The organism is Pseudomonas frederiksbergensis, assembly GCF_000802155.2.
Lineage (GTDB): Bacteria > Pseudomonadota > Gammaproteobacteria > Pseudomonadales > Pseudomonadaceae > Aquipseudomonas > Aquipseudomonas frederiksbergensis_A.
The window spans coordinates 195,959-214,110 of sequence record NZ_JQGJ02000003.1 but is presented as its reverse complement, the minus strand read 5'-3'; the positions used below and the strand labels follow the sequence as shown (position 1 = coordinate 214,110).

Genomic DNA, 18,152 nt, shown 5'->3' with positions numbered 1-18,152 from the left:
ATGTTTTCCTACAAGTTACCGATGGTGAGTGTCGCCAGCCGGCCGCTGAAAATGGCGGACCTGAATCTGGAAACCATTACGTAAGCCTACATAGAGGCTTTCCCCGGGCACGAGACCCGCAGCGGTGGCCCAACGGGCCAGATCGTCCTGTTCAAACCCCAGCCAGAGATCACCGCAGGCCTCCTTGGCCCAACTCTGGTTGTGGCTGCATAACTCTGTCACCAACAGGCTACCGCCCGGTTGCAGCAGGTTGGCCATGTGCTTGAGCGCATCGGCCGGTGCGGCAAAATGGTGAAGTACCATGTTCAATACAACGCAATCGGCTCGCAGGCCTACGCCGTTCAGGGCATCGGCCAGTTGCAGGCTGACATTAGCCAGGGATTGGCGCTCGCACACCTGGCGGGCCAGTTCGAGCATGGCCGGGCTGTTGTCCAGCGCCGTCACCTGGCTGAAGCGTCGCGCCAGTTCCGGCAGGAAAGCGCCGTCGCCGGGGCCGACTTCCATCGCCGTGGCGCAGGGCTCGAAGCTCAGCTTGTCGAGCAGCGCCACGACGCTATCACGGTATTGCGGCAGCCCGGCGATCAGGTCCTGCTGGGCGCGAAATTTCTCGGCGACCCGTGCGAAAAAATCCTGGCTGGCGGCGGCACGTTGCCCGTGGACCTGGGCGATGCGGTCCTGCACCTCCATCGGCAGGTCCAGCTCGTCCACTTCCTCAAGCAGCGCGGCGTGCAGTTTGCCACCCAGCAGGTCGCTGTGGGGCAGGGCGCGCCGGTAGAAAATCGCATTGCCTTCGCGCCGCGTCGCCACCAGGTCGGCCTGGGCCAGTACCTTGAGGTGATGACTCATGCCTGACTGGCCGATGCCGAAGATCTGCGCCAGTTCCAATACCCCGAATGAGTCGTTGGCCAGGGCGCGCAATACATTGAGCCGCAACGGATCGCCGCCGGCCTTGCAAAGGGCCGCCAGTTCATCGCTGTCATCATGGCGAATGGAAGGCACGCGTAAATTCATGGGCGGCAGTCTAGTGACGGGTCTGGCGCATCGCAAGGTCAATATCAAAAAGTTTTGATATTGGTCGATAAATGGCACTTCCTCGGGTGTGCTTGACTCTATCCACCATCAGCGGAAAGGTTTCACCTGGCCGATGGGGGTTTATCCGCCGCAAATATCGCCTTTGGACGAGTATCTGATTGCCCCGGGGCGGGTGGGTGAGGGAAAATGCTCGCCTTTTTTCAGTTTCGTTATTCAAAACCCAGGAGATCAGCGATGCCCAGCCGTCGTGAGCGTGCCAATGCCATTCGTGCCCTCAGCATGGATGCCGTGCAAAAAGCCAACAGCGGCCATCCCGGCGCCCCCATGGGTATGGCGGATATCGCCGAGGTGCTTTGGCGCGACTACCTCAAGCACAACCCGAGCAACCCTTCGTTCGCCGACCGTGACCGCTTCGTGCTGTCCAACGGCCACGGCTCGATGTTGATCTACTCGCTGCTGCACCTGACCGGCTATGACCTGTCGATCGATGACCTGAAGAATTTCCGTCAGCTGCACAGCCGCACCCCGGGCCACCCGGAATATGGCTATACCCCAGGCGTGGAAACCACCACCGGTCCGCTGGGCCAAGGCCTGGCCAACGCCGTGGGCTTCGCCCTGGCGGAAAAGGTCCTGGCAGCGCAGTTCAACCGCCCAGGTCATGACGTTGTCGACCACCACACATACGTGTTCCTGGGTGATGGCTGCATGATGGAAGGCATTTCCCACGAAGTCGCTTCCCTGGCCGGTACCCTGGGCCTGAACAAGCTGATCGCCTTCTACGACGACAACGGCATCTCCATCGACGGCGAAGTCGAAGGTTGGTTTACCGATGACACGCCCAAGCGTTTCGAAGCCTACAACTGGCTGGTGATCCGCAACGTCGACGGTCACGACCCGGAAGAAATCAAGATCGCCATCGAGACGGCCCGCAAGAGCGCGCAGCCAACCTTGATCTGCTGCAAGACCACCATCGGTTTCGGTTCGCCGAACAAGCAGGGCAAGGAAGACTGCCACGGCGCGCCATTGGGCGCCGAGGAAATCGCCCTGACCCGTGCCGCGCTGAAGTGGGAGCACGGGCCTTTCGAAATCCCGGCCGACATCTATGCCGAATGGGACGCCAAGGAAAAAGGCCGCGCCGCCGAAGCCGAGTGGGACCAGCGCTTTGCCGCCTATTCCGCCGAATTCCCTGAACTGGCCAACGAGCTGGTGCGTCGCCTCAGCGGCGAACTGCCAGCCGACTTCGCCGAAAAAGCTTCTGCCTACATTGCCGAGGTTGCCGCCAAGGGCGAAACCATCGCCAGCCGCAAGGCCAGCCAGAACACCTTGAATGCCTTTGGTCCGCTGCTGCCGGAACTGCTGGGCGGTTCGGCCGACCTGGCCGGTTCCAACCTGACCCTGTGGAAAGGCTGCAAGGGTGTAACGGCCGAAGACGCCAGCGGCAACTACATGTACTACGGCGTTCGCGAGTTCGGCATGAGCGCGATCATGAACGGTGTCGCCCTGCACGGTGGCCTGGTGCCTTACGGCGCGACCTTCCTGATGTTCATGGAATACGCCCGCAACGCGGTGCGCATGTCGGCCCTGATGAAGAAACGCATCCTGTATGTGTTCACCCACGACTCCATCGGCCTGGGCGAAGACGGCCCGACGCACCAGCCGATCGAGCAACTGGCGAGCCTGCGCTGCACACCGAACCTGGATACCTGGCGCCCGTGCGACGCCGTGGAATCGGCGGTGGCCTGGAAATACGCCATCGAGCGTAATGATGGCCCGTCGGCGCTGATCTTCTCCCGCCAGAACCTGCAGCATCAAACCCGCGATGCCGGCCAGATCGGCGACATCAGCCGTGGCGGCTACGTGCTCAAGGATTGCATCGGCGAACCTGAGCTGATCCTGATCGCCACTGGTTCGGAAGTCGGCCTGGCCGTCCAGGCCTACGACAAGCTGACCGAGCAGGGCCGCAACGTGCGCGTGGTGTCCATGCCATGCACCAGCGTGTTCGACGCCCAGGACGCCGGCTACAAGCAAGCAGTGTTGCCGCTGCAAGTCAGCGCGCGGATCGCCATCGAAGCCGCCCATGCCGACTACTGGTACAAGTACGTAGGCCTGGAAGGTCGCGTGATCGGCATGACCACCTATGGCGAATCGGCCCCTGCGTCAGCGCTGTTCGAGGAATTCGGCTTCACCCTGGATAACATCCTGGGGCAGGCTGAAGAGCTGCTGGAAGACTGATCCGCATAGGTTGTCTCCGGCGCCCTCGCGAGCAAGCTCGCTCCCACAAGGTTTTTCAACGGACCCTGTGGGGGCGAGCTTGCTTGTGATAGCGGCGGTTCAGGCACCGTAGCCTTAAATGGACTCACAGGTCAGAGAACCCCCATGCCCCAACCGCGTCGCTACAAAGTTGCACTCAACGGCTACGGCCGCATTGGTCGTTGCGTCTTGCGTGCGTTGTTCGAGCGAGGGGCGAAGGCTGGGTTCGAGATCGTGGCCATCAACGATCTGGCTGACATGGCCAGCATCGAATACCTGACACGCTTTGACTCCACCCACGGCCGGTTCCCGGGCGAAGTGCGGGTCGAGGGCGATTGTCTGCATATCAATGGCGACTGCGTGAAGGTCCTGCGCAGTGCCACCCCCGAAGGCATCGATTGGGCGTCGCTGGGCGTCGATCTGGTGCTTGAGTGCTCCGGCGCCTATAACACTCGCGACGATGGCCAACGCTTCATTGCGGCGGGCGCGCCACGGGTGCTGTTTTCCCAGCCGATGGCCAGTGAAGCGGACGTGGATGCCACCATTGTCTATGGCGTGAACCAGGATTGCCTGACCGGCGAAGAGTTGCTGGTCTCCAACGCGTCCTGCACCACCAACTGCGGCGTGCCGCTGTTGCGACTGCTGGACCAGGCCATCGGCCTGGAATACGTGTCCATTACCACGATCCACTCGGCAATGAACGACCAACCGGTGATCGACGCCTATCACCATGAGGACCTGCGGCGTACCCGCTCGGCCTTCCAGTCGGTGATTCCGGTGTCCACTGGTCTGGCGCGTGGCATAGAAAGGCTGCTGCCGGAACTTGCCGGGCGAATTCAGGCCAAAGCCGTGCGGGTGCCGACGGTCAACGTGTCCTGCCTCGACATCACGATGCAGACCGTGAGCGATACCGACGCCACCGAGGTCAACCGGATCCTGCGCGAAGCCGCCTCCCGCGGCCCGCTAAAAGGCTTATTGGCCTATACCGAGTTGCCTCATGCCAGCTGTGATTTTAACCACGACCCACATTCGGCCATCGTCGATGCCAGCCAGACCCGCGTTTCCGGGCCGAGGCTTGTGAATATCCTGGCCTGGTTCGACAACGAATGGGGTTTTGCCAATCGAATGCTGGACGTTGCCGAGCACTACCTGCAAACAGCTTCCAATAAACCTGCTCTCTAAACAGTTACCCAGGAATTGCGACCCATGACCGTGTTGAAGATGTCCGACCTCGATCTGCAAGGTAAGCGCGTACTGATCCGCGAAGACCTCAACGTCCCCGTCAAGGACGGTGTCGTCACCAGCGACGCGCGCATCCTGGCCTCGCTGCCGACCATCAAGCTGGCCCTGGAAAAAGGCGCGGCGGTGATGGTCTGCTCGCACCTGGGCCGTCCGACCGAGGGCGAGTTCTCCGCCGAGAACAGCCTAAAGCCTGTCGCCGATTACCTGAGCAAGGCCTTGGGCCGTGACGTGCCACTGGTGGCCGATTACCTGGGCGGTGTCGACGTCAAGGCCGGTGATGTCGTGCTGTTCGAAAACGTGCGCTTCAACAAGGGCGAGAAAAAGAACGCCGATGAACTGGCCCAGCAATACGCTGCCCTGTGCGACGTGTTCGTGATGGACGCCTTCGGCACCGCGCACCGCGCCGAGGGCTCGACCCACGGTGTGGCGAAATTCGCCAAAGTCGCCGCCGCCGGCCCGCTGCTTGCGGCTGAGTTGGAAGCGCTGGGCAAGGCCCTGGGTTCTCCCGCCCAACCGATGGCGGCCATCGTCGCCGGCTCCAAGGTTTCCACCAAGCTGGACGTGCTCAACAGCCTGAGCCAGGTCTGCAACCAGTTGATCGTCGGTGGCGGCATCGCCAACACTTTCCTCGCAGCCGCTGGTCACCCGGTCGGCAAATCGCTGTACGAGCCGGACCTGCTGGACACCGCCCGTGAAATCGCCGCCAAGGTCAGCGTACCGTTGCCGGTGGACGTGGTCGTCGCCAAGGAATTCGCCGAAAGCGCCACCGCCACCGTCAAGCTGATTGCCGATGTGGCCGAGGACGATATGATCCTCGACATCGGTCCGCAAACCGCAGCCAACTTCGCCGAACTGCTGAAATCCTCCAAGACCATCCTGTGGAACGGTCCGGTCGGCGTGTTCGAGTTCGACCAGTTCGGCAACGGCACCAAGGTACTGGCGCAGGCCATTGCAGAAAGCGCAGCATTTTCCATCGCAGGCGGCGGCGACACCCTGGCGGCCATCGATAAATATGGCGTAGCCGAGCAGATCTCCTACATTTCTACCGGCGGTGGCGCGTTCCTCGAATTCGTCGAGGGCAAAGTGCTGCCAGCCGTGGAAGTCCTGGAAAGCCGGGCCAAGGCCTGAGGCGACGTTGACCAGGCAAAGGAGTGTTCCGATGGTCAAGACGTTCATGGCGCTGATGGCCGCGACGTTGCTGGTCGCCTGTTCCAGCAGCCCGAAAGGCACGGCGCCGGATGATACGGCGCCCGCGCCCGAGGAAGGTTGCTACCAGGCTGACTGGCAGGCCGAGACCAATCCGGTGCTGAACAAGCGCTCCGGGCCGGATGGCCTGGATAAATACGAGACGCAAGCGCCGGTCAAGGAACATGGTTGCCCTTGACGGGTCAGACTCATTAACTCAAGGCCGGCGGCCTGCGCCGTCGGTTGGGGAACACGGATGAAAGGCTTTGTCGCCGTCATGGCGTTGGCATTGTTGGCCGGTTGCTCGCAACTGGGGTTTTTGCAGTCGTCCGAACCCGTTGCAGAGGGCTGGACGAGTTGGACATGTGACAGCGAAGCCAAGGTGCTCTGGCGTTATACCGACGCTGCGCGCAAGGAAGTCGATGTACGCTTGGGCGGCGCCGAGAAGGTTTATCGGCTCAAGCTGGAGCCGGGCGCTGAAGGCTCGCTGTACAGCGATGACATGCTGGCGCTGCACGTCAAGGGCGAGGAAGGCCTGGTGTACTGGGTCGCCACCAATGACCTGATTGGGCGTGGTTGCAGGGCGCAGTAACAGACACATCGCAGGCCCGCTCCCACGGGGATCTGTGCAAGACGTTGGATTTGCGACACCGAACACGCGGGCCGGGGCCAACCCCCGATCCGCAATGACTTGAATAGCCGCCGCCGCTCCGGCAGGCTGGCACGATTAACGACCCTCGACCGGGAGAGATACACACAATGGCACTTATCAGCATGCGTCAGATGCTGGACCACGCAGCCGAGTTCGGCTACGGCGTCCCAGCCTTTAACGTCAACAACCTTGAGCAGATGCGCGCCATCATGGAAGCCGCTGACAAGACTGACTCCCCGGTGATCGTCCAGGCTTCGGCCGGTGCCCGCAAATACGCCGGCGCGCCATTCCTGCGTCACCTGATCCTGGCGGCGATCGAAGAGTTCCCGCACATCCCGGTGTGCATGCACCAGGATCACGGCACCAGCCCTGACGTCTGCCAGCGCTCCATCCAATTGGGCTTCAGCTCGGTGATGATGGACGGTTCCCTGGGCGAAGACGGCAAGACCCCGACCGACTACGAATACAACGTGCGCGTGACCCAGCAGACCGTCGCCATGGCCCACGCCTGCGGCGTCTCGGTGGAAGGTGAACTGGGTTGCCTGGGCTCGCTGGAAACCGGCATGGCCGGCGAAGAAGACGGCATCGGCGCCGAAGGCGTGCTGGATCACAGCCAGATGCTGACCGACCCGGAAGAAGCCGCGGACTTCGTCAAGAAAACCCAGGTCGACGCCCTGGCCATCGCCATCGGCACCAGCCACGGCGCCTACAAGTTCACCAAGCCGCCTACCGGCGACGTGCTGGCGATCGATCGCATCAAGGAAATCCACAAGCGCATTCCCAACACCCACCTGGTGATGCACGGTTCTTCGTCGGTGCCGCAGGAGTGGCTGGCGATCATCAACCAGTACGGCGGCGACATCAAGGAAACCTACGGCGTGCCGGTTGAGGAAATCGTCGAAGGCATCAAGTATGGCGTGCGCAAGGTCAACATCGACACCGACCTGCGTCTGGCTTCTACCGGTGCGATGCGTCGCCTGATGGCGACCAACCCGAGCGAGTTCGACCCGCGCAAGTTCTTTGGCGCGACTGTAACGGCGATGCGGGATGTGTGTATTGCGCGTTATGAGGCGTTTGGTACGGCGGGTAATGCTTCCAAGATCAAGCCGATTTCTTTGGAAGCGATGTATCAGCGGTATTTGAAAGGTGAGTTGAACGCTAAGGTTAATTGATGTTTTAGCGTTGTGAGAAAACCCGCAGTGATGCGGGTTTTTTTATGTTTGGGATTTGGGTGTATACACACAGATTCTGATAGCACTGTGTCAGTCGACATCCCTGCTGCTGACCCAGCGCTATCGCGAGCAAGCTCGCCCACAGGGGGGGCATCTCCCACAGGGTGAACATCTCCCGTCGGGAGGGCTTTATTGGTCTTGGAGGCCGCGTTGTTCGATGACGCCGAACACGTCAGTGACATCCTGGACCAGAATCCGGGCGACGTTGGTGAGGGTGTTGAGGTCTGCTTCACAGCCCAACGGGGATAAATCCCCTCGCCACAAGAGGGGGTTTCCTACGAGATTATCGGAAGTGAAATCTCAGGTGTTGTGATCGATATCCAACGCGCTGAACGTCACTTTCCCGCCTTCGCTGGTATAGCCCGTGTTGTCTTGCACATACACCCCGGCCTTGAAGTACAACGGCTTGTCGCGCCAGGCGGCGCCGACCGTGGTGTACCAACTATTGCCAGCGGCGGTAATGCCCAGGTCGCCGGTCCGATCCAGGTGGATCCGGTAGGAGAACGACCGGTTGAGCTTCACCCCCGTGGCGACGGTGATAACCCTGCCTTCGCTGTCATCGGGACGCATGCGGACCTTGGCCACGATGTTGCCGGTGGCGCTGTCGTCCTTGTATTGGTATTCCAGCTTGACCATGGGCTTGCTGCTGTCCTTCGCATGGATCTGGCCAATCACGATCTTGCCGCTGCTGGGCACTTGATTGACGGCGAGCGTTGCCCGCAAGAAATTGTCGGCGTCTGGATAAACCCAGTTACGCAACCTTCCGTCCTTGTAGGTTTCACGCAATTCGCTGCGGGGGTAGATCGCATTTTCAGTCTTGGTGCCGGTGACGGGAGACCAGAAGTACACCGTGCTGCCTTCGGAGTTGAAATATTTATCCCTGAACCCGTCGACCAGGCGAGGGGTTTCGATGGTTTTCGGCGGACTGCCTTCGGGAATGCTCAGGTTCCAGGTTGCCATATCGACCATGTTCGGATCCTTTCTGAGAAGAAGAAATGATTTACGCCACAGCCGGAGGCTTTAAGACGCGCGTTTGCTGAGGCTCAAGGCGGTCGCAGACGAGAAATTGGCACGATCGTACGGCGGAGCGTTGGCGCCAGCAGACCGTCAGAGTAGGAATTAGCGGTTTTGTGCCGCAGATAATCGACCGTTAGTCGGGAGCGTCAAAATTTTATTGAACGATGGCTTTTTGGCGATGCCATTGCGACATTGAACGGAGGGAGGCGAGTCGGTCGCGGGCAGGCAGCGATCCATGCTGCTGCTCGGTAGGGAAGGGCTTAGAGGTTGTGATCGATATCCAGCAAGCTGAACGTCACTTTGCCGCCTTCGGTGGCGTAGCCGGTGTTGTCTTGCACATAGACACCTGCCTTGAAATACAGCGGCTTGGTGCTCCAGGTGCTGCTGACGGTGCTGCTCCACTGATATCCAGCGCCATTGATGGTCAAGAGACCTGCGCGGTTGAGATGGATCAGGTACGAAAATGGCTGGTTGAGCTTGATGCCCGTGGCAATGGTAATCACTTGGCCCGTTGCGTCGTCGGGGCGCATGCGCACTTTGGCGACGATGTTGCCGGTCGAGCTGTAGGTTTTGTACTGGTATTCCAGTTTCACCATGGGGCTGGTGCTGTCCTTGGCGTGGATCTGGCCAATCACCAGCTTGCCGGTGCTGGGCACTTGGCCGACGGTCAAGGTGGCGGCCAGCTTGTTATCCGCCGCTGGGTAAAGCCAGTTGCGCAACGTGCCGTCGCTGTTGGTTTCGCGCAGTTCGCTGCGAGGGTAAATGGCGTTGGCCGTGGTGGCGCCTGTCACCGGAGCCCAAAAGAATACGGTGCCGGTCTCAGAGTTGAAGTACTGGTTCTTGAAGCCTTGGACCAGTTGCGAGGTTTGAATGGTTGCCGGTGGGGCGCCTTCAGGAATGCTCAAGTTCCAGGTTGCGAGATCGATCATGTCCAGGTTCCTACGTATCGGATGTAAAAGGTGTACGCCGCGTCGGGAGGCTTTAAACCGCCCTTTTGAAGCGTGTCGAAACGCTGGATAGGGGCTTTTCTTGTTGACCGCTCGGCGATTGTTTGACGTCAATTGACTGTCGGCGCTGTCGTTGCAGCTTTTGTGCCTGAGAGGGGTGACCGTTAGTCGGCTATTTCGGGCTTTGTCTGGATGATGGCGCGATGACACCTACTGCTTTTCAAAATCCCGGTCTAGAGTGAGATCACTGTATGTTGTCCGTCTTGCGAGCAAGACGGACATGGCGCCCCGATAAGAGAAGCAGCATGGAATGCGCGCAACCCCCGTTTGGCGAAGACAGCTCTGTCCTTTTGATTGTCGATGACTACCCTGAAAACCTGCTCAGCATGCGAGCGTTATTGCAGCGTCAGGATTGGCAGGTGATGACCGCGTCCTCGGGTGTGGAGGCCCTTAACCTGCTGCTCGAACACGATATCGACCTGGTGCTGCTGGATGTGCAGATGCCGGACATGGACGGCTTCGAAGTGGCGCGCCTGATGCGCGGCAGCCAGCGCACGCGGCTCACGCCGATCATCTTCCTGACGGCCAATGAACAATCCCAGGATGCGGTGATCAAGGGCTACGCCAGTGGCGCGGTGGACTACCTGTTCAAGCCATTCGACCCGCAGATCCTCAAGCCCAAGGTGCACGCCCTGCTGGAGCATCAGCGCAATCGTCGGGCCTTGCAGCGTCTGAGTCAGGATTTGGAGGCCGCCCGTGCCTTCAACGCCTCGGTGCTGGATAACGCCGCCGAAGGAATCCTGGTAGTGGACGAGAGCGGGTGTATCCGTTTCGCCAACCCTTCCACCTGCCGCTTGCTCAACGCCACCGCCGAGCGATTGCAAGGCATGGCGTTCCTCGATTTCCTGCAGAAGCCTCATATCCCGGAATGGCTTGATTCCGCGATCCATACCGCCTATCGGCGTGGCGAAACCTGGCGGCTGCACGATGCCGTCTTGCGCACCGCGCCTGGCCAGCAGGTGTCGGTGGCCTTGTCCTGCGCGCCGCTGCCGATGGAACAGAAGGCCATGGTTGTCACGCTCCAGGACATGTCTGTGGTACGCCACCTGCACCAGCAGCTCGAGTTCCAGGCCGTCACGGATCCCCTCACCGGCCTGCTTAATCGTCGCGGGTTCTATCAGACGGCCGAAAACCTGCTGATGCGCAGCGAGCGTCTGGAAAGCAACTGGGTGTTGTTGTACCTGGACCTCGATGGTTTCAAGCGGGTCAATGATTCCTTGGGCCATGATGCCGGTGATCGAGTGCTGCGCTGGGTCTCGGAACAGCTGAAGGCGTGCCTGCGTCCGTTCGACATCCTGGCGCGGCTCGGCGGTGATGAATTCACGGCGCTGTTGGATCTGGAACTGCCCGAACAGGCGGCGAAAATCGCCGAAAAGCTCATCGAGCGGGTTTCGGTCTGCCAGCAGATCGACGGCATGGACGTGGCGCTGGGGGCCAGCATTGGTATCGCGACCTATCCGGACTGCGGGTCCAACCTCGACGGTTTGCTGCGCGCCTCCGACATTGCCATGTACGAAGCCAAGCGCGCCGGTCGCCAGCAGTATCGTTTCTACGACCACGAAATGAACGGTCGGGCCCGTTCACGCCTGATGCTGGAAGAGAGCGTGCGTTCGGCTATCGAGAACCGCGACTTCAATATGGTCTACCAGCCGCAGGTGAGCATCCGCGATGGACGCACCCGCGGCTTCGAGGCGCTGTTGCGCTGGCAGCATCCGAGCGTCGGCGATGTGCCGCCGGGCTTGTTCCTGCCGTTGCTGGAAGAGGTGCGGTTGATCAGCCGGCTGGGTAGCTGGATTTATCATCGCAGCGCGGCCCAGCGTAAAGTCTGGGAACGCGTATTCGCGGATGATCTGGTCTTGGGCGTGAGCTTGAGCAGCACCCAGTTCGGCATGCCGAACCTGGTCACCGAATTGCGCCAGGTCCTGGAGCGCCATGCGTTGAAGCCCCGGCAACTGGAAGTCGAGGTGACTGAAGATGCGCTGATGCGCAACCCTGACGAGACGCACAAACAGTTGCGGCTGCTGCGTCACCTCGGGGTGCGGGTGGCGTTGGACGATTTTGGCTCGGGCCCTTGCTCGCTGGCGCATCTGCGAGACCTCGAGCTCGATACGCTCAAGCTCGACCGGCATTTGATCGCACGTTTGCCGGACTCGCCACGGGATGCCGCGTTGGCCGCCTCGGTCATCGATCTATGCGGGCAGTTGGGCTTGAGAGTCATCGCCGAGGGGGTTGAAACAGCGGCGCAATACCAGTGGCTCAAGAATCACGGTTGTGAATATGTTCAGGGCTTTTTAGTGGCGAGGCCCTTGATGGCCGAAGATACCGATGCGTTTGCCCGTCCATTCGACTGGAGCGCGATACAGGCCTGAATTCGCTACACTGGCGGCCTTTCGTGATTGTGTTGGCGCCCGATGACCCCGCTCAAGTACCTCCAGGCCTATCCCGCCGCGCTGCAAGCCCAGGTGGAGCAATTGATTGCCCAGGATCGGCTGGGCGATTACCTGCACCAGCGTTATCCCGGTCGCCACCCCATCCAGAGCGACAAGGCATTGTACGGTTATGCGCTGGATCTCAAGCAGCAATACCTGCGAAACGCACCGGCGATCGACAAGGTGCTGTTCGACAACCGTCTCGACCTGACCCACCGCGCACTCGGCCTGCACACGGCGGTGTCGCGGGTGCAGGGCGGCAAGCTCAAGGCCAAGAAGGAAATCCGCATTGCCTCGTTGTTCAAGGACGCGGCGCCCGAGTTCCTGAAGATGATCGTGGTGCACGAACTGGTCCACTTCAAGGAGTCGGACCACAACAAGGCGTTTTATAAACTCTGCGAACACATGCTGCCGGGCTATCACCAGTTGGAATTCGACCTGCGGGTGTACCTGACCTGGCGAGACCTGCAACAAGACAAGGAATGAGCGGATGGACGTCAGCAAGACCAAGAGCAGCTTTTATCGCCGCCTGTATGTGGCTTACCTGATCGACAGCGGTCTGGCCAGCAACATCCCGGCCCTTACCGAAGCCACCGGCATGCCCCGGCGTACGGCCCAGGACACTGTTGCGGCGTTGGCGGACCTGGACATCATTTGTGAATTCGAGCAAGAGAAAGGCGCGCGCAACCATGCCGGGCAGTATCGGATTCGTGATTGGGGGGCGATCGATCGGGGATGGATCGAGCAGAACCTGGAGCCGATCAAGACGGTGCTTGGTTATCCCTGAATGTTGAGAATGGCTCGCCTGGCGCCTTCGTCAGATCGCCGCCCGGAGCAGGCCCCCACATTTGAAATGCGTACTCCTGTGGGAGCGGGCTCCCTCGCGAAGCGGACCTCAGGGACGATGCATGCCTATATGTGGAATCCCATCCTCCAGATATTCCACCCCCACCACCTCAAACCCATACCGCCCGTAATACCCCTGCAGATGCGCCTGGGCCGATAGTGAAATCGACGTCCCCGGCCAGTGCTTTTCCGCTTGCTGGAGGGCGTGCTCCATCAGCATATGCCCCAGCCCCTGGCCGCGCGCTTCTGGCGCGATGACCACCCGGCCGATGACGACGTCGCTGTTTTGCGAATGTGGATCGAGCAAGCGCAGGTAGGCAATCAGGCGATTGTCCCGCCAAGCCATCAGGTGGCAGGTGTCGCCTTCCAGGTCCAGCCCGTCGACATCCTGGTAGGCGCAGTTCTGTTCCACCACGAAGACCTCGGCGCGCAACTTGAGGATGGCGTACAGCTGTTCCTTGTTCAGGTCGTTGTGATGTTTGCAAACCCAGTCGATGTCCATTTTTTTGAATTTCCTTGAGAACCTGATGCCGATATTAGGCGCCCTTGCGTCGGAAGTCTCTTGCGGGGTGAGACGAAAAATCTGCGACAAAGGCCAAAATGCCATCATGGATGTGTCGCGGCCCTGTCTTCTTTGTGTAATCTTGATTTCAGCACTGCGCAACGGTTTCGATGAGCTAACGTTAGGACCGGATGTCCCAGGACATCCTTGGGTTTCGGCTAAAAACAAACCGGGCTTTGAACCCGTCAAGGATGTTTGGCATGCCGCGATTGCATCGAGCTCTTGCTATGGTCGGATTGCTGTTGCTGAGCCACCACGCTTGCGCGCAGAAATTGCGTCTGGTCGCGGATGCCTGGCCACCTTTCACCGATTCGACGCTGGTCAATGGCGGCTTGGCCACCGACATCGTCACTACTGCGCTGGCGCGGGCCGGTTATGCCAGCGACTTCGAGCAGGTGCCCTGGGCCCGGGCGATGCTGGGCATCGGCGAAGGGCGCTATGACGTGCTGATCAATGCCTGGTACGCCGAAGACCGCACCCATATCGGTCAGTTTTCCGCAGAGTACCTCGTCAATCGCGTGCGCTTCATCAAGCGCAAGGACGCGGCCATCGAGTTCGACAATCTCCAGCAGCTGTACGCCTACCCCATCGCCGTGGTGCGCGGCTACGCCTACGCCAAGGCGTTCGATGAGGATGCGCAGATGCAGAAGGTCCCTGTGCATAATTTCGCGATGGCCGTGCGCATGCTGGCCGCCGACCGGGTGAAGCTGACCCTGGAGGATGAGTACGTCGCCCGTTACTACCTGGCCCATGAGTCCCCCAAGGTGCGCAATGCCGTGGAGTTCCTGCCCAAGCCGTTGAGCGAAAACAGCCTGCACATCCTGGTCAGCCTGAAGAACCCCGAGCATGAGCAGATCGTGGCCGGCTTTGATCGCGAGATCGCGGCGATGAAGGCCGATGGGAGTTATCAGCGGCTATTGAAGGCGCATGGGATGTGAGACCGCAGCGTGGCTGATAGCCCTTCGCGAGCCTACAGGCGAAGGGGCCGGTTTGGCCGTCGCAACGCTCAAGCCCCACTGGTGTCCTTAATCAGATGCGCCGCCAAGGTGCGCAACGGCCCCAACTGGCGGCAGATCAATGCCAGTTGCGTCTGCACCAGCCGCTGGCCTTCGTCGATTTCATCGGGCATTTGCTCAAGCTTGCTGGCGAGGGCTTCTTCTTCGTCACTCTGGATGGCGATCGGCTGTTTGCTCGCCAGCCCCTGGGCGATTTCATCGATGCTGGCCGCCAGTTTTACGCCCGCGCCGTCGATCAGGTACTCGCGCACCTCAGTCGGTAGCTCAGTGCCCCGGTGGGCGCCCAAGCCCGACAGGTAGCTGAGCAGGGTATGGGAGAGCACCAGGAAGCGGAACCCGACATCGGCTTCCTTACGGAAATGGCCAGGCTCCATCAGCATGTTCGCCAACGTGGTGGACAGCGCCGCGTCGGCGTTATGGGCGTTGCGCCGGGCCAGGCGATAGGCCAGGTCATCGCTTTTCCCTGCCGCGTATTGCTGCATGATCTGCCGCAAATAGATGCTGTTGCAGGTCAGGGTGTTGGCCAGCACTTTGTTCAGCCGCCGACCTTGCCAGTCAGGCAGGAACAGGAACACCGCCAGCCCGGCAATCAGGCTGCCCAGCAAGGTATCGAACAGCCGTGGCAACAGCAGTCCGTAGCCGTCGCCCACCTGGTTGAAACAGAACAGCACCATGATCGTGATCGCGGCAGTCGCGAGGGTGTAGCGGGTGGTGCGGTTGGTAAAGAAGATGACGCCGGCGACGATGGCGAAGCACGATTGCACCAGCGGGTTGGGAAACAGGTCGAACAGTGCCCAGGCCACCGTCAGGCCGATGGCGGTGCCGATGATCCGCTGGCCGAGCTTGCGTCGGGTGGCGCCGTAGTTGGGTTGGCAGACGAACAATGTGGTGAGGATGATCCAGTAGCCCTGGGAAGGGTGGATCAAGTGCACCATGGCGTAGCCGACGCTCAGCGCCAGCGGCAGGCGCAGGGCATGGCGAAACAACAGCGAAGTGGGGGTGAGTTGTGTGCGCAGGCGTAGCCAGACGTCCTTGAGGTTGCGCGGAGAACGGTCCAGCAGGCTGCTATCGGTAGCATCGGCCAGGGCGTCGGGGTTGCTTGCGTCGCTGAGCAGGCGGTCCATCGTGCCCAGGTTCACCGACAGCGCCCGCAACGAGCGCAGCAACCCGCGCCAGGCCGGGTTGCTCTGGATGCGCAGGTATTCAAGGGACGCATGCAGATCGTTCAGGGCATCGGCGAAGCTGTCGTCGTACACGAACGGTTGGCGTAGTTGGATCGACTCGGCCAGTGCCTGGCAGGCCTTGCCCTGTTGGCGCAGCAGGCGCTGGCAGCGGAACAGCACATCGCTGTGGAAGAAGGCTTCGGCCAGCGCGTTATAGGGGTAATGGGAAGAGCTCGCGCGTTCATGGATGTCTTGCGCGAGAAAATAGAGTTTCAGGTAGCGGCTGACTTTCGAGCCCGGCCGGCCATTGCCAACGCGGTGCAGGATGATTTCCTTCGCACTGTTGAGTGCGGCGACCACCCGGCCGTTCTGCTGGGCCAGCTCCAGGCGTCGCGCTTCGATGTCCAGCTGGCGGACCGGTTCGAGCAGCAATGACTTGAGCTTCAGGTAGCGCCCCAGCTCACGGAAAAGGCGCGCCAGGCTCTGCTGCACGGGCTGGTTGGAAAACAGCGCTTGCCACAGCACCGAGAGGAGGCCGTACCAGGCGGCGCCCGCCACCAGGAGCAAGGGTTCATGCCAGAAATCGGTGACCGCGCCACCGCGCTGGTCCACGCCGATCATGGTGTAGACCGAGAGAATCAGGGTCGCCGAGGCAATCGCCCCATAACGCTCGCCCAGCGCGCCGAGCATGGTCAGACCGAATGCCGCCAACGCCAGGGCGACGATGAACAGGATCGGGTACGGAAACAGTAATTCCACCGACAGCGCGGCAACGCTGAAGCACACTAATGTCACCGCCAGCGCATTGAGACGGCCCTGCCAACTGTCGTCGGTCTCGGCCAAGGCGCTGGCGATAATGCCCAGGAACAGGGGAATCAGCAGCGCCATCTCATCCAGGTACCAGCACAGGCCCATGCTGCCGGTCAGGGCGATGAACACCCGCACGCTATAACTGAACTTGTCCAACGCCCAAAGGCGACGCAGTGATTGGCTAAACGAGGTCGATGACATGAAGTGCAAGGGCCTGACGGGCAATGACGCTAAGTTGAGGCAGTAAGGACGCCGATGCAATGGCGGCGATCACATCTGGCAGCAAAAAGTGTTCCGGCATGCGAAGGACACACCTCTACCCTGTGGCGTGGGAGCCTGCTCCCGCTGGGCTGAAGCAGCCCCTTCCTTATGAGCTGTGTCTATTCAGACAGAGTGTGGTGCCTGTTCTGCGATTACTGCGCAGTCGAGCGAAAGCAAGCTCCCTCGCCTCAGAAGCAGGCTCAACATGGGGAGGAATCAGACGTACTGCGCCGCCGCATACCCCGAAGCCCAGGCCCATTGGAAATTGAACCCGCCGAGGTGCCCGGTGACGTCCAGCACCTCGCCAATGAAATACAGCCCCGGGCTTTTCAGCGACTCCATGGTCTTGGACGACACTTCACGGGTGTCGACGCCGCCAAGGGTGACTTCGGCGGTGCGGTAGCCTTCGGTGCCGGCCGGAACCACGTTCCAGCTCGCCAGCTTCTCGGCGATGTCCGCCAGTTCCGCGTGGGTATATTGCTTCATCGGTTTGGAGACGAACCAGGTGTCTGCCAGCAGGTTGGCCATTTTCTTTGTGAACAGCTCGCCCAGTAGGGTCTTCAGCTCACTGTTGGGGCGTTCGGCCTGTTGCTGTTGCAGCCATTGCGGCACGTCGTGGTCGGGCAGCAGGTTGATCTGCACCGTGTCCCCTGGCTCCCAAAACGACGAAATCTGCAGGATCGCCGGGCCGCTCAGGCCGCGATGGGTGAACAGGATGTTCTCGCGAAAGCTCTGGTCGTTGCAGCTCACCAGGCAATCCACCGATGTACCCGACAGCTCGGTGCACAGTGCCTTGAGCTGATCGGTAATGGTGAACGGCACCAGCCCGGCGCGGGTCGGCAACAGTTGATGGCCGAACTGCTTCGCTACTTGATAGCCGAAACCGGTCGCGCCCAGGGTCGGGATCGATAGCCCGCCGGTGGCGATCACCAGAGACTGGCAGGCGACGGGCCCAAGGGTGGTCTGCAATTGATAGCCGCCCTCGGTCTTTTCGATCTGCTCGATCGAAGTATCCAAGTGCAGGTTGACGCCGGCCTGGTCGCATTCTTCCAGCAGCAGGCCAAGGATGTCGCTGGACTTGTTATCGCAGAACAGCTGGCCGAGCTTTTTCTCGTGATAGGGCACACCGTGCTTGGCCACCAGCGCGATGAAATCCCACTGGGTGTAGCGGGCCAGGGCGGATTTGCAGAAGTGTGGGTTCTGCGAGAGGAAATTGCCCGGCTCGGTGTACATGTTGGTGAAATTGCAGCGCCCACCGCCCGACATGAGAATTTTCTTGCCGGCCTTGTTGGCGTGGTCCAGCAACATTACCTGGCGCCCGCGTCCGGCAGCGGTCAGCGCGCACATCAAGCCCGCGGCGCCAGCGCCAATGATCACGACTTCGGTAGAGCGCAAAACGGTGTCCTCAAGTTTCGATGGTCGGCGGGGTAGGGGCTTTTGTGGCAAGG

General features: G+C 60.7%; 16 protein-coding genes and 1 pseudogene. 10 read left to right on the top strand and 7 right to left on the bottom strand.

Annotation, left to right across the window (positions count from 1 at the left end; genetic code table 11):
* Positions 1–15: 15 nt before the first annotated feature.
* Entirely contained in the window at positions 16–1,011 is a 996-nt protein-coding gene (locus JZ00_RS06895) for an ArsR/SmtB family transcription factor (protein WP_039590556.1), read from the bottom strand.
* A gap of 255 nt (positions 1,012–1,266) precedes the next feature.
* Between JZ00_RS06895 and tkt the strand changes: the two genes are divergently transcribed.
* The 6 genes from tkt (at position 1,267) to fba (ending at position 7,533) form a co-directional block, all read left to right on the top strand.
* Positions 1,267–3,264, top strand: coding sequence for a transketolase (gene tkt / locus JZ00_RS06890; protein WP_039590558.1), 1,998 nt, complete (start codon positions 1,267–1,269; stop codon positions 3,262–3,264).
* 144 nt (positions 3,265–3,408) lie between these two features.
* Positions 3,409–4,464 (top strand): erythrose-4-phosphate dehydrogenase, encoded by a 1,056-nt coding sequence (epd, locus tag JZ00_RS06885; RefSeq protein ID WP_039590559.1) that lies wholly within the window; start codon positions 3,409–3,411, stop codon positions 4,462–4,464.
* Between the two features lie 24 nt (positions 4,465–4,488).
* Positions 4,489–5,652: a phosphoglycerate kinase gene (locus tag JZ00_RS06880; RefSeq protein WP_039590567.1), complete on the top strand. Its 1,164-nt coding sequence runs from the start codon at positions 4,489–4,491 to the stop codon at positions 5,650–5,652.
* Between the two features lie 31 nt (positions 5,653–5,683).
* Positions 5,684–5,908 carry a hypothetical protein gene (locus tag JZ00_RS06875; protein ID WP_039590569.1) on the top strand — a complete coding sequence of 75 codons (225 nt, stop codon included), beginning with the start codon at positions 5,684–5,686 and terminating at the stop codon, positions 5,906–5,908.
* A gap of 57 nt (positions 5,909–5,965) precedes the next feature.
* Positions 5,966–6,301, top strand: coding sequence for an MliC family protein (locus tag JZ00_RS06870; protein ID WP_039590570.1), 336 nt, complete (start codon positions 5,966–5,968; stop codon positions 6,299–6,301).
* Positions 6,302–6,468: 167 nt separating this feature from the next.
* Complete coding sequence (gene fba / locus JZ00_RS06865) at positions 6,469–7,533, top strand: class II fructose-bisphosphate aldolase (protein WP_003177554.1); 1,065 nt, start codon at positions 6,469–6,471, stop codon at positions 7,531–7,533.
* A 189-nt stretch (positions 7,534–7,722) separates the two neighbouring features.
* Here fba and JZ00_RS31390 read toward each other — a convergent pair.
* From JZ00_RS31390 to JZ00_RS06855, 3 genes and pseudogenes are all read right to left on the bottom strand, one after another.
* Positions 7,723–7,824 (bottom strand): annotated as a pseudogene (locus tag JZ00_RS31390) (fructose-bisphosphate aldolase); the annotation flags it as partial.
* A gap of 69 nt (positions 7,825–7,893) precedes the next feature.
* Complete coding sequence (locus JZ00_RS06860) at positions 7,894–8,562, bottom strand: polysaccharide lyase family 7 protein (RefSeq protein ID WP_039590574.1); 669 nt, start codon at positions 8,560–8,562, stop codon at positions 7,894–7,896.
* Between the two features lie 308 nt (positions 8,563–8,870).
* Positions 8,871–9,539, bottom strand: a complete 669-nt coding sequence (locus JZ00_RS06855) for a polysaccharide lyase family 7 protein (RefSeq protein WP_039590576.1) — start codon at positions 9,537–9,539, stop codon at positions 8,871–8,873.
* 323 nt (positions 9,540–9,862) lie between these two features.
* Here JZ00_RS06855 and JZ00_RS06850 point away from each other — a divergent pair, with 323 nt between their 5' ends.
* The 3 genes from JZ00_RS06850 to JZ00_RS06840 are packed head-to-tail and all read left to right on the top strand — an operon-like array spanning position 9,863 to position 12,833.
* Positions 9,863–11,986 (top strand): putative bifunctional diguanylate cyclase/phosphodiesterase, encoded by a 2,124-nt coding sequence (locus JZ00_RS06850; RefSeq protein ID WP_039590578.1) that lies wholly within the window; start codon positions 9,863–9,865, stop codon positions 11,984–11,986.
* A 42-nt stretch (positions 11,987–12,028) separates the two neighbouring features.
* Complete coding sequence (locus JZ00_RS06845) at positions 12,029–12,532, top strand: YgjP-like metallopeptidase domain-containing protein (protein ID WP_039590579.1); 504 nt, start codon at positions 12,029–12,031, stop codon at positions 12,530–12,532.
* 4 nt (positions 12,533–12,536) lie between these two features.
* A complete protein-coding gene (locus JZ00_RS06840) occupies positions 12,537–12,833 on the top strand; it encodes a winged helix-turn-helix domain-containing protein (protein ID WP_039590580.1) in 297 nt (98 codons plus the stop codon).
* A gap of 108 nt (positions 12,834–12,941) precedes the next feature.
* Here the strand turns inward: JZ00_RS06840 and JZ00_RS06835 are convergent, their stop codons facing one another.
* A complete protein-coding gene (locus JZ00_RS06835; RefSeq protein ID WP_039590581.1) occupies positions 12,942–13,394 on the bottom strand; it encodes a GNAT family N-acetyltransferase in 453 nt (150 codons plus the stop codon).
* Between the two features lie 260 nt (positions 13,395–13,654).
* Here JZ00_RS06835 and JZ00_RS06830 point away from each other — a divergent pair, with 260 nt between their 5' ends.
* Positions 13,655–14,392 (top strand): substrate-binding periplasmic protein, encoded by a 738-nt coding sequence (locus JZ00_RS06830; RefSeq protein ID WP_039590583.1) that lies wholly within the window; start codon positions 13,655–13,657, stop codon positions 14,390–14,392.
* Between the two features lie 68 nt (positions 14,393–14,460).
* Here JZ00_RS06830 and yccS read toward each other — a convergent pair whose 3' ends face one another.
* Positions 14,461–16,644: a YccS family putative transporter gene (gene yccS, locus JZ00_RS06825; RefSeq protein WP_039590585.1), complete on the bottom strand. Its 2,184-nt coding sequence runs from the start codon at positions 16,642–16,644 to the stop codon at positions 14,461–14,463.
* 276 nt (positions 16,645–16,920) lie between these two features.
* Complete coding sequence (locus tag JZ00_RS06820; RefSeq protein ID WP_039590587.1) at positions 16,921–18,099, bottom strand: BaiN/RdsA family NAD(P)/FAD-dependent oxidoreductase; 1,179 nt, start codon at positions 18,097–18,099, stop codon at positions 16,921–16,923.
* Positions 18,100–18,152: the final 53 nt, after the last annotated feature.

Bases quoted from the DNA above. Each gene is read 5' to 3' on its own strand.
- JZ00_RS06895 (WP_039590556.1), bottom strand. From the start codon at position 1,011: ATGAATTTACGCGTGCCTTCCATTCGCCATGATGACAGCGATGAACTG.
- tkt (WP_039590558.1), top strand. From the start codon at position 1,267: ATGCCCAGCCGTCGTGAGCGTGCCAATGCCATTCGTGCCCTCAGCATG.
- epd (WP_039590559.1), top strand. From the start codon at position 3,409: ATGCCCCAACCGCGTCGCTACAAAGTTGCACTCAACGGCTACGGCCGC.
- JZ00_RS06880 (WP_039590567.1), top strand. From the start codon at position 4,489: ATGACCGTGTTGAAGATGTCCGACCTCGATCTGCAAGGTAAGCGCGTA.
- JZ00_RS06875 (WP_039590569.1), top strand. From the start codon at position 5,684: ATGGTCAAGACGTTCATGGCGCTGATGGCCGCGACGTTGCTGGTCGCC.
- JZ00_RS06870 (WP_039590570.1), top strand. From the start codon at position 5,966: ATGAAAGGCTTTGTCGCCGTCATGGCGTTGGCATTGTTGGCCGGTTGC.
- fba (WP_003177554.1), top strand. From the start codon at position 6,469: ATGGCACTTATCAGCATGCGTCAGATGCTGGACCACGCAGCCGAGTTC.
- JZ00_RS06860 (WP_039590574.1), bottom strand. From the start codon at position 8,562: ATGGTCGATATGGCAACCTGGAACCTGAGCATTCCCGAAGGCAGTCCG.
- JZ00_RS06855 (WP_039590576.1), bottom strand. From the start codon at position 9,539: ATGATCGATCTCGCAACCTGGAACTTGAGCATTCCTGAAGGCGCCCCA.
- JZ00_RS06850 (WP_039590578.1), top strand. From the start codon at position 9,863: ATGGAATGCGCGCAACCCCCGTTTGGCGAAGACAGCTCTGTCCTTTTG.
- JZ00_RS06845 (WP_039590579.1), top strand. From the start codon at position 12,029: ATGACCCCGCTCAAGTACCTCCAGGCCTATCCCGCCGCGCTGCAAGCC.
- JZ00_RS06840 (WP_039590580.1), top strand. From the start codon at position 12,537: ATGGACGTCAGCAAGACCAAGAGCAGCTTTTATCGCCGCCTGTATGTG.
- JZ00_RS06835 (WP_039590581.1), bottom strand. From the start codon at position 13,394: ATGGACATCGACTGGGTTTGCAAACATCACAACGACCTGAACAAGGAA.
- JZ00_RS06830 (WP_039590583.1), top strand. From the start codon at position 13,655: ATGCCGCGATTGCATCGAGCTCTTGCTATGGTCGGATTGCTGTTGCTG.
- yccS (WP_039590585.1), bottom strand. From the start codon at position 16,644: ATGTCATCGACCTCGTTTAGCCAATCACTGCGTCGCCTTTGGGCGTTG.